The 17,604-nt window shown below is 74.4% G+C and carries 17 protein-coding genes; 10 read left to right on the forward strand and 7 right to left on the reverse strand.

The window, feature by feature from the left end; genetic code table 11:
• Positions 1 to 3: 3 nt before the first annotated feature.
• Entirely contained in the window at positions 4 to 633 is a 630-nt protein-coding gene (locus ACL02U_RS21460; RefSeq protein WP_412792500.1) for a TetR/AcrR family transcriptional regulator, read from the reverse strand.
• Between the two features lie 152 nt (positions 634 to 785).
• Here ACL02U_RS21460 and ACL02U_RS21465 point away from each other — a divergent pair, with 152 nt between their 5' ends.
• The 3 genes from ACL02U_RS21465 to ACL02U_RS21475 all read left to right on the forward strand — a co-directional run bounded on the left by ACL02U_RS21465 (position 786) and on the right by ACL02U_RS21475 (position 3,561).
• Positions 786 to 1,412, forward strand: coding sequence for an alpha-ketoglutarate-dependent dioxygenase AlkB (locus ACL02U_RS21465; RefSeq protein WP_412792501.1), 627 nt, complete (start codon positions 786 to 788; stop codon positions 1,410 to 1,412).
• Between the two features lie 94 nt (positions 1,413 to 1,506).
• Positions 1,507 to 2,253, forward strand: a complete 747-nt coding sequence (locus tag ACL02U_RS21470) for an MBL fold metallo-hydrolase (RefSeq protein WP_412792502.1) — start codon at positions 1,507 to 1,509, stop codon at positions 2,251 to 2,253.
• 72 nt (positions 2,254 to 2,325) lie between these two features.
• The gene (locus ACL02U_RS21475) at positions 2,326 to 3,561 is read left to right on the forward strand and encodes a DUF4032 domain-containing protein (RefSeq protein WP_412792503.1); all 1,236 of its coding nucleotides are present in this window, start codon (positions 2,326 to 2,328) and stop codon (positions 3,559 to 3,561) included.
• Positions 3,562 to 3,565: 4 nt separating this feature from the next.
• Here the strand turns inward: ACL02U_RS21475 and ACL02U_RS21480 are convergent, their stop codons facing one another.
• Positions 3,566 to 4,438, reverse strand: coding sequence for a universal stress protein (locus tag ACL02U_RS21480; RefSeq protein WP_412792504.1), 873 nt, complete (start codon positions 4,436 to 4,438; stop codon positions 3,566 to 3,568).
• Between the two features lie 214 nt (positions 4,439 to 4,652).
• On the opposite strand from ACL02U_RS21480, the gene ACL02U_RS21485 reads away from it, so the two are divergent.
• From ACL02U_RS21485 to ACL02U_RS21500, 4 genes are all read left to right on the forward strand, one after another.
• Positions 4,653 to 6,329, forward strand: a complete 1,677-nt coding sequence (locus ACL02U_RS21485) for an FAD-dependent oxidoreductase (RefSeq protein WP_412792505.1) — start codon at positions 4,653 to 4,655, stop codon at positions 6,327 to 6,329.
• Entirely contained in the window at positions 6,326 to 7,789 is a 1,464-nt protein-coding gene (locus ACL02U_RS21490; RefSeq protein ID WP_412792506.1) for an ATP-binding protein, read from the forward strand. Before ACL02U_RS21485 ends, ACL02U_RS21490 begins: the two co-directional genes overlap by 4 nt.
• Positions 7,786 to 8,136, forward strand: coding sequence for a UBP-type zinc finger domain-containing protein (locus ACL02U_RS21495; RefSeq protein WP_412792507.1), 351 nt, complete (start codon positions 7,786 to 7,788; stop codon positions 8,134 to 8,136). The genes ACL02U_RS21490 and ACL02U_RS21495 overlap by 4 nt, the downstream gene beginning before the upstream one ends.
• A 255-nt stretch (positions 8,137 to 8,391) precedes the next feature.
• Entirely contained in the window at positions 8,392 to 9,942 is a 1,551-nt protein-coding gene (locus tag ACL02U_RS21500) for a serine/threonine protein kinase (protein WP_412792508.1), read from the forward strand.
• Between the two features lie 120 nt (positions 9,943 to 10,062).
• Here ACL02U_RS21500 and ACL02U_RS21505 read toward each other — a convergent pair whose 3' ends face one another.
• The 3 genes from ACL02U_RS21505 to ACL02U_RS21515 form a co-directional block, all read right to left on the reverse strand.
• Complete coding sequence (locus ACL02U_RS21505; protein ID WP_412792515.1) at positions 10,063 to 10,488, reverse strand: DUF6328 family protein; 426 nt, start codon at positions 10,486 to 10,488, stop codon at positions 10,063 to 10,065.
• 168 nt (positions 10,489 to 10,656) lie between these two features.
• Positions 10,657 to 11,640, reverse strand: coding sequence for an aldo/keto reductase (locus tag ACL02U_RS21510; RefSeq protein ID WP_412792509.1), 984 nt, complete (start codon positions 11,638 to 11,640; stop codon positions 10,657 to 10,659).
• 202 nt (positions 11,641 to 11,842) lie between these two features.
• Positions 11,843 to 13,072 (reverse strand): FAD-dependent monooxygenase, encoded by a 1,230-nt coding sequence (locus ACL02U_RS21515; RefSeq protein WP_412792510.1) that lies wholly within the window; start codon positions 13,070 to 13,072, stop codon positions 11,843 to 11,845.
• A 347-nt stretch (positions 13,073 to 13,419) separates the two neighbouring features.
• Here ACL02U_RS21515 and melC1 point away from each other — a divergent pair, with 347 nt between their 5' ends.
• Together melC1 and melC2 are read left to right on the forward strand one after the other, a co-directional pair.
• Positions 13,420 to 13,845, forward strand: a complete 426-nt coding sequence (gene melC1, locus ACL02U_RS21520) for an apotyrosinase chaperone MelC1 (protein ID WP_412792511.1) — start codon at positions 13,420 to 13,422, stop codon at positions 13,843 to 13,845.
• Between the two features lie 33 nt (positions 13,846 to 13,878).
• Positions 13,879 to 14,706 carry a tyrosinase MelC2 gene (melC2, locus tag ACL02U_RS21525; protein ID WP_412792512.1) on the forward strand — a complete coding sequence of 276 codons (828 nt, stop codon included), beginning with the start codon at positions 13,879 to 13,881 and terminating at the stop codon, positions 14,704 to 14,706.
• 66 nt (positions 14,707 to 14,772) lie between these two features.
• On the opposite strand, the gene ACL02U_RS21530 is transcribed toward melC2, so the two are convergent.
• Complete coding sequence (locus ACL02U_RS21530; protein WP_412792513.1) at positions 14,773 to 15,471, reverse strand: ribonuclease H family protein; 699 nt, start codon at positions 15,469 to 15,471, stop codon at positions 14,773 to 14,775.
• A gap of 158 nt (positions 15,472 to 15,629) precedes the next feature.
• Positions 15,630 to 16,427, reverse strand: a complete 798-nt coding sequence (locus ACL02U_RS21535; protein ID WP_412792514.1) for a VOC family protein — start codon at positions 16,425 to 16,427, stop codon at positions 15,630 to 15,632.
• A gap of 160 nt (positions 16,428 to 16,587) precedes the next feature.
• On the opposite strand from ACL02U_RS21535, the gene ACL02U_RS21540 reads away from it, so the two are divergent.
• Positions 16,588 to 17,595, forward strand: a complete 1,008-nt coding sequence (locus tag ACL02U_RS21540; protein ID WP_412792516.1) for a zinc-binding alcohol dehydrogenase family protein — start codon at positions 16,588 to 16,590, stop codon at positions 17,593 to 17,595.
• Positions 17,596 to 17,604: the final 9 nt, after the last annotated feature.

The raw sequence follows: 17,604 nt of genomic DNA on the forward strand, positions 1-17,604 counted from the left end.
CCTTCAGTGTTCGACGGTGCCGCCGCCGCTCGTGAGCAGCGCGGTGAGCAGTTGTTTCAGCCAGGCGCGCGCGTGTGCGACGTCCTTGTCGAGCAGGAGCTGGGTGGTGACGCCGTCGTAGGCGGCGACCACGGCGTGCGCCGCGCCGTCCGCGTCGCCGAGCACGGCGGGCAGCGCCCGGCCCCGTGCGGAGCGGGCGAGCCGCTCCGCGATCGCGCGGCGCAGTCGCTCCCGGTGTTCCAGCAGGGTGCGGGCGACCTCGGGGGCACGGGCGGCGCGGACCAGGAAGTCCGTCTTGACCAGAAGCCAGTCCACGTCGAGCAGCAGCACATCGGTGACGCGGTCCACGGACGCCGGCACGTCGAGCTCGGGGCCGTCCAGCGCGAGGGCTCCGGCGACCTGGTCGGCGATGAGGTCGGCGCGCTCGCGGTAGAGCGCGAAGAACAGTTCGTCGAGGGTGGCGAAGTTGGAGTAGAAGGCACCGCGGCTGTAACCGGCGGCCTCGCAGACCTCCTCGATGGAGACCCGGCCGAACCCCTTGGCCGCGAAGACGGTGAAGGCCGCGTCGAGCAGCTGCGCCCGGGTCCGCGCGCGGCGCCGGGTGACCCGCCTGGCCGGCTGCTGTTCGCTCATGTCCCGCCCTCCTTTTCGATACGTGAACGTATCCGATACATCGATGTATCGAAAGGGGCCGGGCGGCACGTGGAGAGTCGGGGGACGGCGGGGTCCGGCCACCCCACCCCACACAGGGGAACACATTTTCGAATAGGGCGTATCCTGGAGCCATGACCGTGCACCTCCAGGGCTCCCTCTTCGACCAGACCGACGAGGTCCGGCTCGGACCGCTCGGGGGTGCCCGGCGGACCGAGCTGGGCTCCGGAGCCTGGATCGACGCGCTCCCCGGCTGGCTGAGCGGTTCCGGCGCGCTCTTCGACCGGCTGGCCGCCGAGGTGCCGTGGCGGGCCGAGCGCCGGGCGATGTACGAGCGGGTCGTGGACGTACCCCGGCTGCTGGCGTTCTACGGCCCGGACGACCCGCTGCCGCACCCGGTGCTCCGCGAGGCGCGCGAGGCACTGTCCGCGCACTACGCCGCGGAGCTCGGCGAGCCGTTCGCCACGGCCGGCCTGTGCCACTACCGGGACGGGCGGGACAGCGTCGCCTGGCACGGCGACCGCATCGGCCGCGGCGCCCGCGAGGACACCATGGTCGCGATCCTCTCCGTGGGCACACCCCGGGACCTGCTGCTGCGCCCGGTGGGCGGGGGGCCGGCGGTACGCCGTCCGCTGGGGCACGGCGACCTGATCGTGATGGGCGGCTCCTGCCAGCGCACCTGGGAGCACTGCGTACCGAAGTCCGCCCGGGTCACCGGCCCGCGCATCAGCGTGCAGTTCCGCCCCCGCGGCGTCCGCTGAGACCCCGGGGAGGCGGCGCCCCGCCGGCGGCCGCGGCGCGCCGGTCTGCTTTCCTGTGTCCGTCGGTTACGGAACCTCACCGAACGGGACGGACATGCGGGCAGACGTGCGGCAAGTCGCCGACGGCACCTACCTGGTGCACGGCTCCCACACCAACTGGGTGATCCTCACCGAGGGGGAGGCCGCCACCCTGGTCGACACCGGCTACCCCGGGGACCGGGAACTCCTGCTGGACTCACTGACCGCGGTGGGCAGTTCACCCGAGGCGCTGGTGGCGGTCCTGATCTCCCACGCGCACACCGACCACCTGGGCTCGGCCGAGTACCTGAGCGCCGCACACGGCACGCCGGTGCGCCTGCACCAGGCGGAAGTCCCGCACGCCCGCCGGGAGTTCCTGCACCAGGTGTCGGTCGGCACGGTGCTGGCCAACGGCTGGCGGCCGGGCGTGCTGCCCTGGGCGGTGCGCGCGATCCGCTCCGGCGGCACCGCGCACGTGCCGGTCGAGGCGCCCGAGGCGTTCGCCACCGGCGCACCGCTGGACCTCCCCGGCCGCCCGACCCCGGTGCACACACCGGGCCACACCCTCGGCCACTGCGCCTTCCACCTCCCGCACGCCGGGGTGCTGGTCTCCGGCGACGCCCTGGTCAGCGGCCACCCGACGTCCCGCAGGGAGGGCCCGCAGCTGCTGCCCCGGATGTTCCACCACGAGCGGACCGCCGCTCTCGCCTCCCTCGACACCCTCGAACGGCTCGACGCGGACGTGCTGCTGCCCGGCCACGGGCCCGCGCACCGGGGGCCGACGCGGTCGGCGGTACGGCAGGCACGCGAACGGGTCACCTGAGCCCGGCACGGCAGCGGGGCGGCGGCCGGGCCGCCGCGGCCGCACCCCCGACGCAGGCCTTAGGCTCTGGCCATGGCCCTGCAGATCGACGCCACCAATCCGGAGCACCCCGCGCTGCTGCTGGAACTGCCCTGGCAGCTGCCGCTGGAGGAGTGGCCCGAGCACCACCTCGTACCGCTGCCCCGCGGCATCTCCCGGCACGTCGTACGCTACGCCCGTGCCGGCACCGAGGTGGTCGCCGTGAAGGAGCTCGCCGAGCGGCCCGCGCAGCGCGAGTACACGCTCCTGCGCGACCTCGACCGGCTCGGCATCCCCGCCGTCGACGCGCTCGCCGTGGTCACCGGCCGCAGCGACGCCGCAGGTGCCCCGCTGGAACCGGTGCTGATCACCCGGCACCTGCGCGGGTCGCAGCCGTACCGCTCGATGTTCGAGACCACGATGCGCCCCGCGACCATGCACCGCCTGATGGACGCCCTGGCGGTGCTGCTGGTGCGGCTGCACCTGGCCGGGTTCGCCTGGGGGGACTGCTCCCTGTCCAACACCCTCTTCCGCCGGGACGCGGGCGCCTACGCCGCGTACCTGGTGGACGCCGAGACCGGCGAGCTGCACCCGCGGCTGAGCCCCGGGCAGCGGGACTACGACCTCGACCTGGCCCGGGTGAACATCAGCGGGGAGCTGCTGGACCTGGAGGCGTCGGGGGCGCTGCACCCGTCGGTGGACCCGGTCGAGTTCGGCACCGAGATCTGCGCCCGCTACCGCGACCTGTGGCAGGAGCTGACCCGCACCTCGGTGTACCCGGCGGGCAAGTACCACTACATCGAGCGCCGGATACGCCGCCTGAACGACCTCGGCTTCGACGTGGCCGAGATGCAGATCGGGCACTCCACCGCCGGGGACACGGTCACCTTCGTGCCCAAGGTCGTCGACGCCGGGCACCACCAGCGCCAGCTCCTGCGCCTGACCGGCCTGGACGCCGAGGAGAACCAGGCCCGCCGGCTGCTGAACGACCTGGAGAGCTGGATGGCCACCCAGGAGGACCACGCCCCGGGAGACCCGCTCGCGGCCCGCCCCGAGGTGCTGGCGCACCGCTGGGTGCGGGACGTGTTCCGCCCCATGGTGCGCTCCGTGCCGACCGGGCTGCGCGGCTCCATGGACCCGGCGGAGATCTACCACGAACTCCTCGAACACCGCTGGTACCTGTCGGAGCGCGCACAGCACGACATCGGCCTGGAGACGGCGGTCGCGGACTACATCGCGCACATCCTGCCCCGTGCCCGCGACTCGCTCGCGCCGCCGGTCCCCGAGTGACGGCTCAGGTGTGCGGGACCACGGCGACCGGGCAGGCGGCGTGGTGCAGCACACCGTGCGCCACCGAACCGACACGGGCGCCGACGGCGGTCCGGTGGGCCCGGCGGCCCACCACCATCAGCTGGGCCCGCCCGGCCACCGACAGCAGCACCTGCCCGGCGCTTCCCATCTCGACGTGCTCGACCACCCGCACCTGCGGGAACTGCTCCCGCCACGGCTGGAGGGCCGTCGACAGGGCCTTGCTCTCGTACGGTTCCAGACCGCCCGCGTCGTCCAGCAACTGCATCGAGGCGGGGCTGTAGGCGAACACCGGCGGCAGCGTCCAGGCCCGCACGACGCGGAGGGTGGCGCCGCGTGCGGCGGCCGCCTCGAAGGCGAACCGCAGGGTGTCGGCGCTGTCCTCCGGCTCGCCCTGCTGTCCGACGACGATCTCCCTGCCGCCCGCCTCCGCCCCGGCGTCGTCGCCGGCGCGCACCAGCACCACGGGGCCCGTCGCCTCGGCGATCACCTGCCGGCCGACGGAGCCGAGCAGGAACCCCACGAGCGGTCCGTGCCCGCGCGAGCCCAGCACCAGCATGCCGGCGTCGGCTTCCGCCCGCAGCAGCACCTCCACGGCGGGGCCCTCCAGCACGTCCGCCGACACCTCCAGCTCCGGGTGGCGGGTGGACACCTCCCGCACCGCCTCCCCGACCGCGTCGCGCACCCACCGTTCCTGGCTGACCCGGTCGGCCACGTCGGCCGCGGTGTGCGGCTCGAACTCCCAGGCGTGCACCACACGCAGCGCCGTACCGCGCCGCACCGCCTCCCTGGCCGCCCAGGCCAGCGCGGCGAGGCTCTCGTCCGTTCCGTCGATCCCCACCGTGATCGGGCCTGTCATCCGGCTGCCTCCCTCATGTCGTCCCCGTCGTCTTCAGGGTCGAGTCTTCCGCACGCGCCGCGGAGCGGAGCGGGCGCCCCGGACCCTGAGCGGGCGCCCCGGACCCTGAGCGGGGATCGTGGATCGAACATACGATGGGCGTCGAGCCGGTGCGACGGCCGCGACTGCCGCGGTCGGCCGTGCCGCGACACCGACCGCACGGGGTGGGAGTTCCATGGCACAGGCCGCCGACACGACGCGGACCGTGATCCTGACCGTGGACGACGATCCGGGGGTGTCCCGCGCCGTCGCCCGCGACCTCAGACGCCGGTACGGCGAGTCGTACCGGATCGTGCGCGCGGAGTCCGGCGAGTCGGCGCTCCAGGCCCTCGGCGAGCTGAAGCTGCGCGGCGACCCGGTGGCGGTGATCCTGGCCGACTACCGCATGCCGCAGATGAACGGCATCGAGTTCCTCGAACGGGCGATGGACGTCTACCCGGGCGCCCGGCGGGTGCTGCTGACCGCGTACGCGGACACCGGCGCGGCCATCGACGCGATCAACGTCGTCGACCTGGACCACTACCTGCTCAAGCCGTGGGACCCCCCGGAGGAGAAGCTCTACCCGGTCCTCGACGACCTGCTGCACGCCTGGCGGTGCAGCGACTTCCGGCCGGTGCCCAGCACCAAGGTGGTCGGGCACCGCTGGTCGGCACGCTCCTCGCAGGTGCGGGAGTTCCTGGCCCGCAACCAGGTGCCCTACCGCTGGTACTCGGCGGAGGAACCCGAGGGCCGGCGGCTGCTGGAGGCGGCCGGGCAGGACGGGCGGCGGCTGCCGCTCGTCGTCACCCCCGGGGGCGACCCGCTGGTCGAACCCGACACGCCCGAACTCGCCGCCCGCGTCGGCCTGGCGACGACGCCCGCCGCGGACTTCTACGACCTGGTCGTCGTCGGCGGCGGGCCGGCGGGGCTCGGCGCGGCGGTCTACGGGGCGTCCGAGGGCCTGCGCACGGTCCTGGTGGAGCGGTCGGCCACCGGCGGCCAGGCCGGTCAGAGCTCCCGCATCGAGAACTACCTGGGCTTTCCCGACGGCGTCTCCGGCGCGCAGCTCACCGACCGGGCCAGGCGGCAGGCGACGAGGTTCGGCGCCGAGATCCTCACCGCCCGCGAGGTGACCGGCCTGGAGGTCGGCGGCGCGGCCCGCACGGTGCGCTTCTCCGACGGCTCGGCGGTCATGGCGCACTGCGTGATCCTGGCGACGGGTGTGCAGTACCGGCAGTTGCGGGCACCGGGCTGCGACGAGCTGACGGGCTGCGGCGTCTTCTACGGCTCGGCGCTCACCGAGGCGGCGTCCTGCCAGGACCAGGACGTCTACATCGTCGGCGGCGCGAACTCCGCGGGGCAGGCGGCGATGTACCTCTCCCGGGGGGCGAAGTCGGTCACGCTGCTGGTGCGCGGCGAGTCGCTGTCGTCGTCGATGTCGCACTACCTGGTCCGGCAGATCGAGGAAGCCCCCAACATCTCGGTCCGCGGCGGCACCGTCGTGGAGTCCGCGCACGGCACCGGTCGTCTGGAGCGGTTGACGCTGCGGGACGTGGCGACCGGCCGCACCGAGCAGGTCGACGCGGGCTGGCTGTTCGTGTTCATCGGCGCCGCCCCGCTGACCGACTGGCTGGACGGCACGGTGCTGCGCGACGAGCGCGGCTTCCTCCTCGCCGGGCCCGATCTCACGGCGGACGGCCGGCCGCCCGAGGGCTGGGAACTGGACCGGCCGCCCTACCACCTGGAGACCAACGTGCCCGGCGTGTTCGTGGCCGGCGACGCGCGGGCGGAGTCCGCGAAGCGCGTCGCCTCCGCCGTCGGGGAGGGAGCCATGGCCGTGATGCTGGTCCACCGCTACCTGGAGCAGTCGTGAGCGGCCGGCTCCTGCCCTGCAGCCCGCAGGAGATCGGGTCCCTGTTCCTGTTCGAGGAACTCGCCCCGGAGCAGCTCGGCCGGCTGTGCGCCGAAGGCCGGGTGGAGGGCTTCGACGCGGGCCCGGTGTACGCCGAGGGCGACCCGGCGACCTGCTTCTACGTGATGATCGAGGGGACGGTGGTGCTGTCGCGGCGGGTCGGCGGCGACGACATCGAGGTGACGCGTACCGCCCAGCGGGGCGTGTACGCGGGAGCCGTCCAGGCCTACCTCGGCGACGGGGTGCGGCAGGTGTACAACAACTCGCTGCGGGTGACCGAACCGACCCGCTTCTTCGTGCTGCCGGCGGACACCTTCGCGAGCATCGTCCGGGAGTGGTTCCCGATGGCGGTGCACCTGCTGGAGGGCTTGTTCTTCGGGACCAAGAGCACGCAGCGGGCCGTCGGCCAGCGCGAGCGGCTGCTGGCGCTCGGCTCACTGTCCGCAGGGCTCACCCACGAGCTCAACAACCCCGCGGCAGCGGCCGTGCGCGCCACCGCGACGCTGCGCGAGCGGGTGGCGAAGATGCGGCACAAGCTGGGTGTGATCTCCTCCGGACCGTTCCCCCGCGAGAGCCTGGCGAGCCTGATCGAGATCCAGGAGCGCACCGCCGAACGGGTGGGCAAGGCCCCGGCGTTCAGCCCGCTGGAGGCGTCGGACCGGGAGGACGCGCTCACGGACTGGCTGGACGACCACGGCATCCCCGACGGCTGGCGCCTCGCACCCACCTTCGTGCAGGCCGGGCTCGACACCGACTGGCTGGAGCAGGTGGCGGCGGCCGTGGACGAGGGCATCCTCCCCGGCGCGATCGGCTGGCTGAACTACACCGTCGAGACCGAGCTGCTGATGGACGAGATCGAGGACTCCACCACCCGCATCTCCCACCTCGTCGACGCGGCCAAGCAGTACTCCCAGCTCGACCGGGCCCCGTACCGGGTGGCCGACGTCCACGAGCTCCTCGACAGCACCCTGCTCATGCTGTCCGGGAAGATCGGCGACCGCATCGGGATCGTCAAGGACTACGACCGCGGCCTGCCCCGGATCCCCGCCTACCCGGCGGAACTCAACCAGGTGTGGACGAACCTGATCGACAACGCGGTCGCAGCCATACGGGACGCCGGCGGCGACGGCACGCTGACGGTGCGCACGGCACGTGACGGCGACCGGCTGCTCGTGGAGTTCGGCGACACCGGTCCCGGTGTGCCCGCCGCCATCCGGGACCGCATCTTCGACCCGTTCTTCACGACCAAACCCGTGGGCGAGGGCACCGGGCTGGGTCTGGACATCTCCTGGCGGATCGTGGTGAACAAGCACCACGGCGCCATCGAGGTCGACTCGGTCCCCGGCGAGACCCGCTTCCGGGTCCTGCTCCCCGTCACGGCCCCGGACCCCGACACCGATCCCACGGAGGCCCCCGCATGACCGGCGACAGCGGCATCGACACCGAGGTCCCCCCGTCCGGCACCGGCTGCCTGGAGTGCGAGGCGGGCGGCGGCTGGTGGTTCCACCTGCGGCGCTGCGCCCGGTGCGGGCACGTCGGCTGCTGCGACTCCTCCCCCGCGGGGCACGCCACCGCGCACTACCGCTCCACCGGGCATCCGCTGGTGCAGAGCTACGAGCCGGGCGAGTCCTGGTTCTGGGACTACGCGACCGGCGAGCTGCGGCAGTCCGGCCCGGACCTGGCACCCCCGGCCAGCCGTCCGGAGGACCAGCCGGCGCCCGGACCGGCGGGTCGCGTCCCCTCCGACTGGGCGAACCGACTGCGCTGAGCCGGCCGGCGGCCGGATCCGTCGCATCGCACCGGACTCCCCCGCGCCGCGTCCGCACCGGCCGGCGGCCTCCCGCCTCCCGGTCGTGCCAGGTCGTGCCCCCGGGCACGGACGGCCCGCACCGATCGGGCCGCCGGGCCGCGCGGTGCGGGCGGCGGCGGCGCGTTGGCCGGTTCCCCCCTCTGTTGAACACCGCCGGTCGCGACCCCCGTACCAGAGGGCGATGCGACTACGGGGATCAGCGAGGGATGACCGATGACCGAGGCACACCCCGCGCCGCGGGAGTGGGTGGCCGGCCGATACCGGCTCGTCGACATCGTCCACCGGGAGGCCAACCGGGTCTGCTGGCACGGCGAGGACGCGGAGGACGGCCGACCCTGCCTGCTGACGCGGGTCGGGCTGCCGGGCGGTGCGGACCCGGCCGGCGCGCGCCGCGCCGGGGTCCGCCTGCTGCGGATGTCGGAGACGATGGGCCGGCTCTGCCCGGACCGGGTCCCGCAGGTCCTGGACGCGGTCGTGGAGGCGGGGGGTCTGTGGACCGTCACCGAGTGGGTCGACGGCGTCCCGCTGGGCGAACTCCTCCGCCGGCAACGCACGTTCAACCCGTTCCGGGCCGCCCGCATCGGCCTGGAACTGCTGGACGTGCTCCATGCGGCGCACACGGAGGGCATCACCCACGGCGAGCTCAGCCCGGGCCAGGTGCTCGTCCCGGAGCGCGGCCCGGTCCTGGTGACCGGTTTCGGGGCGGTGGGGGCCACCACGGTGCCGCGGCTCGCCGCCCCCTCCTACGCGGCCCCCGAGCAGGCCCGCGACCAGCGCATCGGGCCCGCGGCCGATCTGTGGGCGCTGGGCGCGCTGCTGTACACGATGGTCGAGGGGCGGCCTCCGTTCCGGGAACGGGAGCGGCCCGAGGCGACGCTGCGCGATGTGGACCGGCTGCCGGTGCGTACGCCGGTGCGTGCCGGGCCGCTCACCCGGGTCGTGCAGGGGCTGCTGCGCAAGGACTCCCGGGACCGGCTGAGCCGCCCGGTGGTCCACGAGGCGCTGCACCGGGTGCTGAACGACGAACCGGAGGCCGTCTCCCCGGACGTTCCCGCGCCGCGGCTGCGCCTGTCCCGGTCGGTGGCCCGCCCCGGGAGCCCGGCCTGGAGCGGGCGGACGCTGGCCGCGGGCACTGCGCTGGCCGTGGTGACGGTGGCGGTCGCCGTGCTGGCGGTGGCCCACGGGCTGCCGGGCACCGGCGCACCGGAGGCGGACACCCGTCCGTCACCGTCCGCGACGACCCCGGAGGGGAGCGGCCGGCCCCCGACCCGGGAGCCGACGGCGGCGCCCTCGGGTGTTCCGGCCGGCTTCCGCCGCTACGACGCCCCGGAGGGCTTCTCGGTGGCCCTGCCCGACGGGTGGCGGCGGCTGCGCACCACACGCGCCTCCGCGGGCTCCTTCCGGGCCGTCTTCGGCGCCGAGGGCGACACCCGGACACTGGCGGTGACCTACAGCGCGCGCGTGGGACCGGACCCGGTCGCGGTGTGGCGCGACGACGTCGAGCCCGGCCTCGAGGCGGCGCCGGGCTACCACCGGATCGGGGCGATCCGGGCGACGACGTACCAGGGCCGCAGGGCTGCCGACATGGAGTGGCTGGCCGGTTCCGGCACCACGCGGGTGCGGACCTTCGGGCGGGGGGTGCTGCTCGGCGGCGGGCGGGGGTACTCGCTGCGGTTCACCGCGCCGGCCGCCGCCTGGGGCGGCGCGGCGGACCGGCTGGCGCTGCAGACGTTCCTGCGGACCTTCCGGCCCGGCCGGGGGTGAGCCGTCGGCCGTCGGCGGGGCCGCGGACGACGGCGGGCCGCCGCCGGTCGCCGCCCTGCCCGGGCACCGGCGGCCCCGGCCGCACGGGGAGCAGCGACGGACAGTGGCGGGGCGCGGACCTCAGCGCGTGCTGTCCCGGTGCCGGGTCCACAGGGGCACCACGAACCAGCAGAGCAGGTACCAGGCGAGTACGGCGCCGACCAGCCAGGGCACCCAGGCGCTGTCCGTCGCGATCCGCAGGATCAGCAGCAGCGCGGAGGTCATGGTGGCCAGCAGCAGCACGAGGCCGGCGAAGGTGAGCCGCGCGGCCCAGCGCACCGCCTGGGTCTTCACGCGGCGGCCGGAGACCAGCCGGTGCAGGGAGACGGGGCCGATCAGCGCACCCGTCGCACAGGCACCGAGGATCACGGTCACGATGTAGATGGTCCGGTCCGTGTGCCCCAGCTCCGCGAACCGCGAGGTGAACACGACCGTGAGCAGGAATCCGAAGAGGATCTGCACGCCGGTCTGGGCGACTCGCACCTCCTGGATGAGCTCGACCCACATCCGGTCCGCGCGCTCGTCCTCGGTCTCGTTGCGCCCCGAGCGCCTGCGCGGTCCTTCTCCGGTGACCGGCACGTCTCCTCCCGGTGCCACGTCTCCTCCCGGTGCCACGACGCCACCTACGGTAGTCCGGGTTGCCCGTTCACGCCCGGACGAGTCCCGGGGGCGGCGCTACCAGCGGCTCTCGACCTGCTCCCTGATCCGCCGCTCGTAGAGCTCGCGGACGGCGGTGAGGGTCCGCTCGGTCAGGTCCGGCAGGCTTGCGGCGGCCGCGTTGGCGCGTGCCTGCTCGGGGTTGCGGGCTCCCGGGATCACCGTGGTGACACCGGGCTGCTGGACGATCCAGCGCAGGGCGAGCTGGGCGGGGGTGCAGCCCTCCGGTGCGAGGGCGGCGAACTCCGCGGCCGCCTCCACTCCGGTGGCGTAGTCGACGCCGGAGAAGGTCTCGCCCTGGTCGAACGCCTCGCCGTGCCGGTTGAAGGTGCGGTGGTCGTTCGCGGCGAAGACGGTGTCCCGGGTGTACTTGCCGGAGAGCAGCCCGGAGGCGAGCGGAACCCGGGCGATGACGCCCACTCCGGCCCGGCGGGCGGCGGGCAGGACCTCGCGCAGCGGCTTCATCCGGAAGGGGTTCAGGATGATCTGCACACTGGCCACGTTCGGCCGGGCGATGGCGGTCAGCGCCTCGGCGCAGGTCTCCACGCTGACGCCGTAGGCGGCGACGCGTTCCTCGGCGACGAGCGTGTCCAGGGCGTCGAAGACCTCGTCGGAGGAGTAGACGGGGGTCGGCGGGCAGTGCAGTTGGACGAGGTCGATGCGGTCGACGCCGAGGTTGCGGCGGGAGCGGTCGTTCCAGGCGCGGAAGTTGTCCAGTACGTAGTTCCCGGGGATCTGGTCCACGCGGCGGCCCATCTTGGTGGCCACCATCACGTGCAGGTCGGGCCTGCCGCGCAGGAACGTGGCGATGGTCTCCTCGCTGCGCCCGTCGCCGTAGACGTCGGCGGTGTCGAAGAAGGTCACCCCCGACTCGGCGGCCGCTTCCAGTACCCGCAGGGCGTCCTTCTCGTCGACGTCCCCCCAGTCGGCGCCGAGCTGCCACGTGCCGAGGCCGACCACGGAGGCGTGCTGACCGGACCTGGTGAATTCGCGCTCGTCCATGGCATCAGTCTGTCATCGGTCCCGGCGCCGCGCGGAGCCAGGTCCACCGCCTGGCGGTCCCCGCGCCGGTCTGCGGCGGGCGCCGCGCCGGGGGCGGGCGGCACGGGACGGCGGGGACCGGCGTGGACGGCCGTTGCGGGGACGGGTGCTGACGGGCGACCGGGAACGGGGGTGGTGACGCGGCCGGGACGGCGCCGGGCCCCTACCGGCGGCCGGCGAGCGTCCGCGTCTGCGCCGTCCGGGCGATCCTGGGGCCCAGCCAGCCCTTGAGCCGGCGCAGTGCGTCGAGTCGGCCGGCCGCCCGGTCGAGCCGGTAGTACAGCTGCGGCGGGACGTACGGCAGCAGGGGCGAGTGGCGCTGGCCGAGCAGCGCGAACATGCGGTCCGGCGGGAGGTGGATGTAGCGGGGCAGGTTCTCGTACCACTGGGCGCTGTGGCGGGCGGCGCTCTGGGCCGGCAGCAGGGCCGAACGGCGTTCGCTCCCGTAGGCGGCGAGGGCCTGCGGGAGCGCGGGGTGCGCGCGCAGGGCTCCGGCGAGCGCGATGCTGTCCTCCAGCGCGAGGGTGGTGCCTGCGCCGATGGAGTAGTGCGTGGTGTGGGCGGCGTCGCCGAGCAGGACCACGTTCCCGTGGTGCCAGGTGCGGTTGGTGAGGGTGCGGAAGGCCAGCCAGCGGGCGCTGCCGTCGTCGGAGGAGCGGCCGATCAGGGGCCGGCCGTCCAGGACGGGCGCGAACAGCTTCTCGAGCAGGGCCAGTCCGCCGTCCTCACCGGGTCCGTCGTCCTCACCGCGCCGGTCCAGGCCCAGGCCGGTCCAGGTGGCGGGGGCGCACTCGACGACGACCGTGCTGCGCTCGGGGCTGTAGGGGTAGCCGTAGCACCAGATCCAGCCGTGCCCGGTCTCGACGAAGGCGAAGGTGAAGGCGTCGAAGACCTTGGTGGTGCCGAGCCAGAGGTAGCGGTTGCGGCCGGTGGCGGTGGCGGTGCCGAAGTGGCCGGCGTCCCGGGTGCGCAGCGGGCTGTGGATGCCGTCGGCGGCGACGAGGAGGTCGGCGTGGGGGACGTTCCCGGCGGTGACGGCGTGGTCGTACTCCAGCCCGACGCCGAGGGAGCGGGCGCGGGCGGCGAGGATCTCCAGCAGCCGGTGCCGGCCGATGCCGAACCCCTGGTCCCCGCGGTGGCGGGTGGTCAGGTCCCGTACGTGGGCGACACCCTCGCTCCAGGACACGGAGGCGTCCTCGACGGCGCGGGCCGACTCCGGGTCGTGGGCGTGCAGCCGGTCGAGCAGGCCGCGCCAGTACGTGACGCCCCAGCCGTAGGTGGAGCCCTCCGGATCGCGCTCGTACACGGTGATCCGGTGGGACGGGTCCTGCCGTTTCAGCAGGATGGACAGGTACAGGCCGGCGGGCCCGCCTCCGACGCAGGCGACTTTCACGCACACCCCTAGTCACTACCGAAAGCTTCCGTAAGGCAACGCAGCGTAGCAGTCCCCCCGTGCGCCGCCCGGCGCCTCTCTTTCGCGCCGATCTCGCGCCGCCGGTCGCACGGCGCCGGGCGGGTCGAGTCGCGAAGGACCGCACGGAATCCCGCCGCGCCGGGGAGGAATTGCCCGTTCCGGGCGGGCGGCGAGCCCTCCACGAAAAGATCATCTTGCTTCAATTCTGCATGAAATAAACATGGTTGTCCGGATCGGGGCCAACGCGTCGTCGGTGATTTCCGCAGCCGGAGAACCGCCCGGTAGGCATGCGGAGACCGTTGCACCCACTCCGACGAAGGACCCGCATGCCGAACCTCAGCCGTCGCCGCGCCCTGACCGCAGCGGCCGCCGTCACCGCCACCGCGGGCGGCGCGCAGGCGCTCGCCGCACCGCCCGCGGCCGCGGCACCCGCCGCGACGCCGCCCACCGCACCGGCCCGGTCCGCCGAGCCATCACGGACGGGACACGCGCACGACGTTCCGGAGCCCTTCGACGAGGTCTACCGGGGCCGCCGCATACGGGGACGGGCGGCCGCCCCCGGCGGGCACCACCACGGCGCCGGATACGCCGTGTCCGTCGACGGTGCCCCCCTGCACCTGATGCGGAACGCCGACGGAAGCTGGATCAGCGTCGTCAGCCACTACGACCCGGTGCCCTCGCCGCTCGCCGCGGCGCGAGCCGCCGTGGACGACCTCCAGGGCGCGCGACTGCTGCCGCTCCCGACCGACTGACCGTCCCCCACCGACTTCTGGAGCAGCCGCAGAATGACCGTTCGCAAGAACCAGGCGACCCTCACCCCCGGTGAGCGGCGGCGCTTCGTCGCCGCCGTGCTGGAGCTGAAGCGCAGCGGGCGCTACGACGCCTTCGTCACGACGCACAACGCGTTCGTCATGGCGGACACCGACTACGGCGAGCGGACCGGCCACCGCTCGCCCTCGTTCCTGCCCTGGCACCGCAGGTTCCTGCTGGAGTTCGAGCGGGCCCTGCAGTCGGTGGACGCCTCGGTGGCGCTGCCGTACTGGGACTGGACCGCGGACCGCGCCGCGGGGTCCGCCCCGTGGACACCGGACCTGCTCGGCGGTGACGGGCGCAGCCGGGACGGCCGGGTGATGGACGGTCCGTTCGCCGCGGCCACCGGCGACTGGCCGCTGACCGTCCGCGTGGACGGCCGCACCTTCCTGCGCCGGTCGCTGGGGGCCAGGGTGCGGGAGCTGCCGACCCGGGCGGAGGTCGAGTCGGTGCTCTCCATGACGACGTACGACATGGCGCCTTGGAACAGCGCCTCGGGCGGGTTCCGCAACCACCTGGAGGGCTGGCGCGGCGTGAACCTGCACAACCGGGTGCACGTGTGGGTCGGCGGCCAGATGGCCACCGGGGTCTCCCCGAACGATCCGGTGTTCTGGCTGCACCACGCCTACGTCGACAAGCTGTGGGCCGAGTGGCAGCGGCGGCATCCGGGCGCGCAGTACGTGCCGGACGGGGGCACCCCGGACGTCGTGGACCTGCGCGAGCCGATGAAGCCGTGGAACGACGTCAGCCCGGCCGACCTGCTGGACCACAGGCCGTTCTACGCCTTCGACGTGGCCGGCTGACCGCTCCGCGGCACTCGGCCGACCACTCCGACGCGCCCGGCCGACCGCTCCGGGGTGGCCGGTGCATCACTCCGCGGCGGTGCGGCACTCCGGGTGGCCCCAGCCCTGCCCGTTCCTGGCGATCGGCTCGCCTGCGGCGTAGCCGCGGCCGCACTGGCAGCGGCCCGGGAACTTCGCTTTGAGGGTGCGCGCGCCCGAACCGCCGCCGCGCCGCGGGGCACCGGCCGCCTTCCGGCGCGGGGCCCGGCTCGGGGCGGCGTCGGGGGCGGGCGGCGGTTCGGGCGAGCCGAGGGAACTGCCCGCCGGCGACTGCTCGCTCGCGGCCTGGCTGGCGGCCCGGTCGGCGAAGTCGTTGAGCGGGTCGCCGTCGACCTGGTGGGCGGGCACGTAGCGGAACTCCACCGAGCGGCCGCCGAGCAGTTCGTCGATGCGGACGACGAGTTCCTGGTTGGCGACCGGTTTGCCCGCCGCGGTCCGCCAGCCGTTCCGCTTCCAGCCGGGCAACCAGGTGGTGACGGCCTTCATCGCGTACTGCGAGTCCATCCGGACCTCGAGCGGCACGTCCGGATCGGTCGCCGCCAGCAGGCGCTCCAGCGCGGTCAGTTCGGCCACGTTGTTGGTGGCGCGGCCGAGCGGCCCGGCCTCCCAGCGGTCCGGGCTCTCCGACTCGTCGGCGACGACCCAGCCCCAGCCCGCCGGTCCGGGATTGCCCTTCGAGGCCCCGTCGCACGCGGCCACCACTCGTTCACGCATGTCCCCGATCATGCCACGGCCGACCGGGCGCCCCGGACGGCGGCAGCGGCGCCGGGCAGCGGCCCCGGGCAGCGGCCCCGGACGGCGGGACGGGCGGCCCCGCCGCCCGTCCCGGCGTCCAGGGACGGCGCCCGCCCCGGGGCCGGGCGCCCTGCCCGCGGGGCGGCCGCTCAGGTCACGTCGGTGACGGCCGGCATCTCCCCGGCCGTGGTGGTGACGTCGATCACCGAGAAGGCCGCGCCCTGCGGGTCGCTCAGCGCGGCGAACCGGCCGAAGGGGCTGTCCATCGGGCCGAACCGGAGGACGGCGCCCAGTTTGACGGCCCGCGCGACGGTCTCGTCGCAGTCGTCCGCCGTGAAGTAGACGTTGACGTAGGAGGGAACCTCGGGCGGGAAGTCGTCCGTCATCCGCATCCGGCCGAGCACCGTGCCGCTTCCGGCGTCGAACATGCGGAAGTCGACCGCCTCGTCCTGCAACTGCTGCGCGGTGTAGGGGAAGACGGCGGTGAGGAAGGCGTCCGTCCGTTCCGGCGTGCGGGTGAAGAACTCGGCCCAGCAGTAGGCGCCGGGCACGGCGGTCGCCTCGAACCCCTCGTGGGTGCCCGCCTGCCACACGCCGAAGACGGCGCCGCCGGGTTCACGGGCCAGGCACATGGTGCCGAAATCACCGACCTGCATCGGTTCCATGAGCACCTCGCCGCCGTTGTCCCGGATGCGGGCGGCGGTGGCGGCGGCGTCCGGCGAGGCGAGGTACAGGCACCACTGGGCCGGGCTCTCCTGCCCCGGCATCGGCGGGACGACCGCGGCCACGGCCTTGCCGTCCGCATAGGCCTGCGTGTATCCGCCGTACTCCGACGAAGCCTCGGCGAACGTCCAGCCGAGGACCTCGCCGTAGAAGCTCTTGGCCGCCTCGACGTCGCCGAACATCGCGTCGGCCCAGCAGGGGGTTCCCTCAGGTGGTGGGGCCATGATCACGGGCCTCCTCCGGATCGGCGGGCTGTCCGTCCGCTTCCCACGCTAGCCAGGTGCCGCGCCGACCGCGCGCCGAATCGGCGTCCTCGGCACAGACTGGAACGGCGGGGAAGGACGGCTCTACGGCGGAACGGGGCGCAGGATGGCGGAGCTGACGATGCGGGCCTGGTCGGTCACCGAGCCGGGCCCTCTGGACGGGGGACCGCTGAGGTGGACGGAGAAGCCGGTACCCGTGCCGGGGGACGACGAGTTGCTGGTGCGGGTGCGGGCCTGCGGCGTGTGCCGCACGGACCTGCACGTCGTCGAGGGGGACCTTCCGGTCCGGCGCCCGGGGGTGACGCCCGGGCACGAGGTCGTCGGGGTGGTGGCGGACTTCGGTGCGGCGGTGCACGGCTTCACGGCCGGCGACCGGGTGGGCGTGGCCTGGCTGCGCCGCACCTGCGGGTCCTGCGTCTACTGCAGGCGCGGCGCCGAGAACCTCTGCCCCGCGTCGCGCTACACCGGCTGGGACGCGGACGGCGGCTACGCCGAGTACACGACCGTTCCGGCGGCGTTCGCGCACCGGCTGCCCGCGGGCCTCGACGACGTGACGGCGGCGCCGCTGCTGTGTGCGGGCATCATCGGCTACCGGGCGCTCCGGCGCGCCGCCCTCCCGGCGGGCGGGCGGCTCGGCCTGTACGGCTTCGGGGGCAGTGCGCACCTGTGCGCACAGGTGGCGCTGGCCGAGGGCGCCACCGTCCACGTGCTGAGCAGGGGCGCGGCGGCGCGGCAGCTGGCTCTGGAGCTGGGGTGCGCCTCGGCCCGCGGCGCCTACGAAGCGCCGCCGGAGCCGCTGGACAGCGCGATCCTGTTCGCCCCGGTCGGCGACCTGGTGCCGGTCGCGCTGCGGGCCCTGGACCGGGGCGGGGTACTGGCGATCGCCGGGATCCATCTGAGCGACGTACCCCCGCTGCACTACGAGAGCGAGCTGTTCTACGAGAAGGAGGTCCGCAGCGTGACCTCCAACACCCGCGCGGACGCACGGCGGTTCCTCTCCCTGGCCGAGCGGCACGGGCTGCGCGCCACCACTCACCCGTACCCGCTCTCGGAGGCCGCGCGGGCGCTGGAGGACCTCAAGGCGGGCCGCTTCGACGGGGCGGCCGTGCTGGTGGACGCGCGGGACTGACCGGGCCGC

Source organism: Streptomyces sp. MS06, from assembly GCF_047200655.1.
GTDB lineage: Bacteria > Actinomycetota > Actinomycetes > Streptomycetales > Streptomycetaceae > Streptomyces.

Bases quoted from the DNA above. Each gene is read 5' to 3' on its own strand.
- ACL02U_RS21485 (WP_412792505.1), top strand. From the start codon at position 4,653: ATGGCACAGGCCGCCGACACGACGCGGACCGTGATCCTGACCGTGGAC.
- melC2 (WP_412792512.1), top strand. From the start codon at position 13,879: ATGACCGTTCGCAAGAACCAGGCGACCCTCACCCCCGGTGAGCGGCGG.
- ACL02U_RS21530 (WP_412792513.1), bottom strand. From the start codon at position 15,471: ATGATCGGGGACATGCGTGAACGAGTGGTGGCCGCGTGCGACGGGGCC.
- ACL02U_RS21495 (WP_412792507.1), top strand. From the start codon at position 7,786: ATGACCGGCGACAGCGGCATCGACACCGAGGTCCCCCCGTCCGGCACC.
- ACL02U_RS21535 (WP_412792514.1), bottom strand. From the start codon at position 16,427: ATGGCCCCACCACCTGAGGGAACCCCCTGCTGGGCCGACGCGATGTTC.
- ACL02U_RS21465 (WP_412792501.1), top strand. From the start codon at position 786: ATGACCGTGCACCTCCAGGGCTCCCTCTTCGACCAGACCGACGAGGTC.
- ACL02U_RS21540 (WP_412792516.1), top strand. From the start codon at position 16,588: ATGCGGGCCTGGTCGGTCACCGAGCCGGGCCCTCTGGACGGGGGACCG.
- ACL02U_RS21470 (WP_412792502.1), top strand. From the start codon at position 1,507: ATGCGGGCAGACGTGCGGCAAGTCGCCGACGGCACCTACCTGGTGCAC.
- ACL02U_RS21500 (WP_412792508.1), top strand. From the start codon at position 8,392: ATGACCGAGGCACACCCCGCGCCGCGGGAGTGGGTGGCCGGCCGATAC.
- ACL02U_RS21480 (WP_412792504.1), bottom strand. From the start codon at position 4,438: ATGACAGGCCCGATCACGGTGGGGATCGACGGAACGGACGAGAGCCTC.
- ACL02U_RS21505 (WP_412792515.1), bottom strand. From the start codon at position 10,488: ATGTGGGTCGAGCTCATCCAGGAGGTGCGAGTCGCCCAGACCGGCGTG.
- ACL02U_RS21460 (WP_412792500.1), bottom strand. From the start codon at position 633: ATGAGCGAACAGCAGCCGGCCAGGCGGGTCACCCGGCGCCGCGCGCGG.
- ACL02U_RS21475 (WP_412792503.1), top strand. From the start codon at position 2,326: ATGGCCCTGCAGATCGACGCCACCAATCCGGAGCACCCCGCGCTGCTG.
- melC1 (WP_412792511.1), top strand. From the start codon at position 13,420: ATGCCGAACCTCAGCCGTCGCCGCGCCCTGACCGCAGCGGCCGCCGTC.
- ACL02U_RS21510 (WP_412792509.1), bottom strand. From the start codon at position 11,640: ATGGACGAGCGCGAATTCACCAGGTCCGGTCAGCACGCCTCCGTGGTC.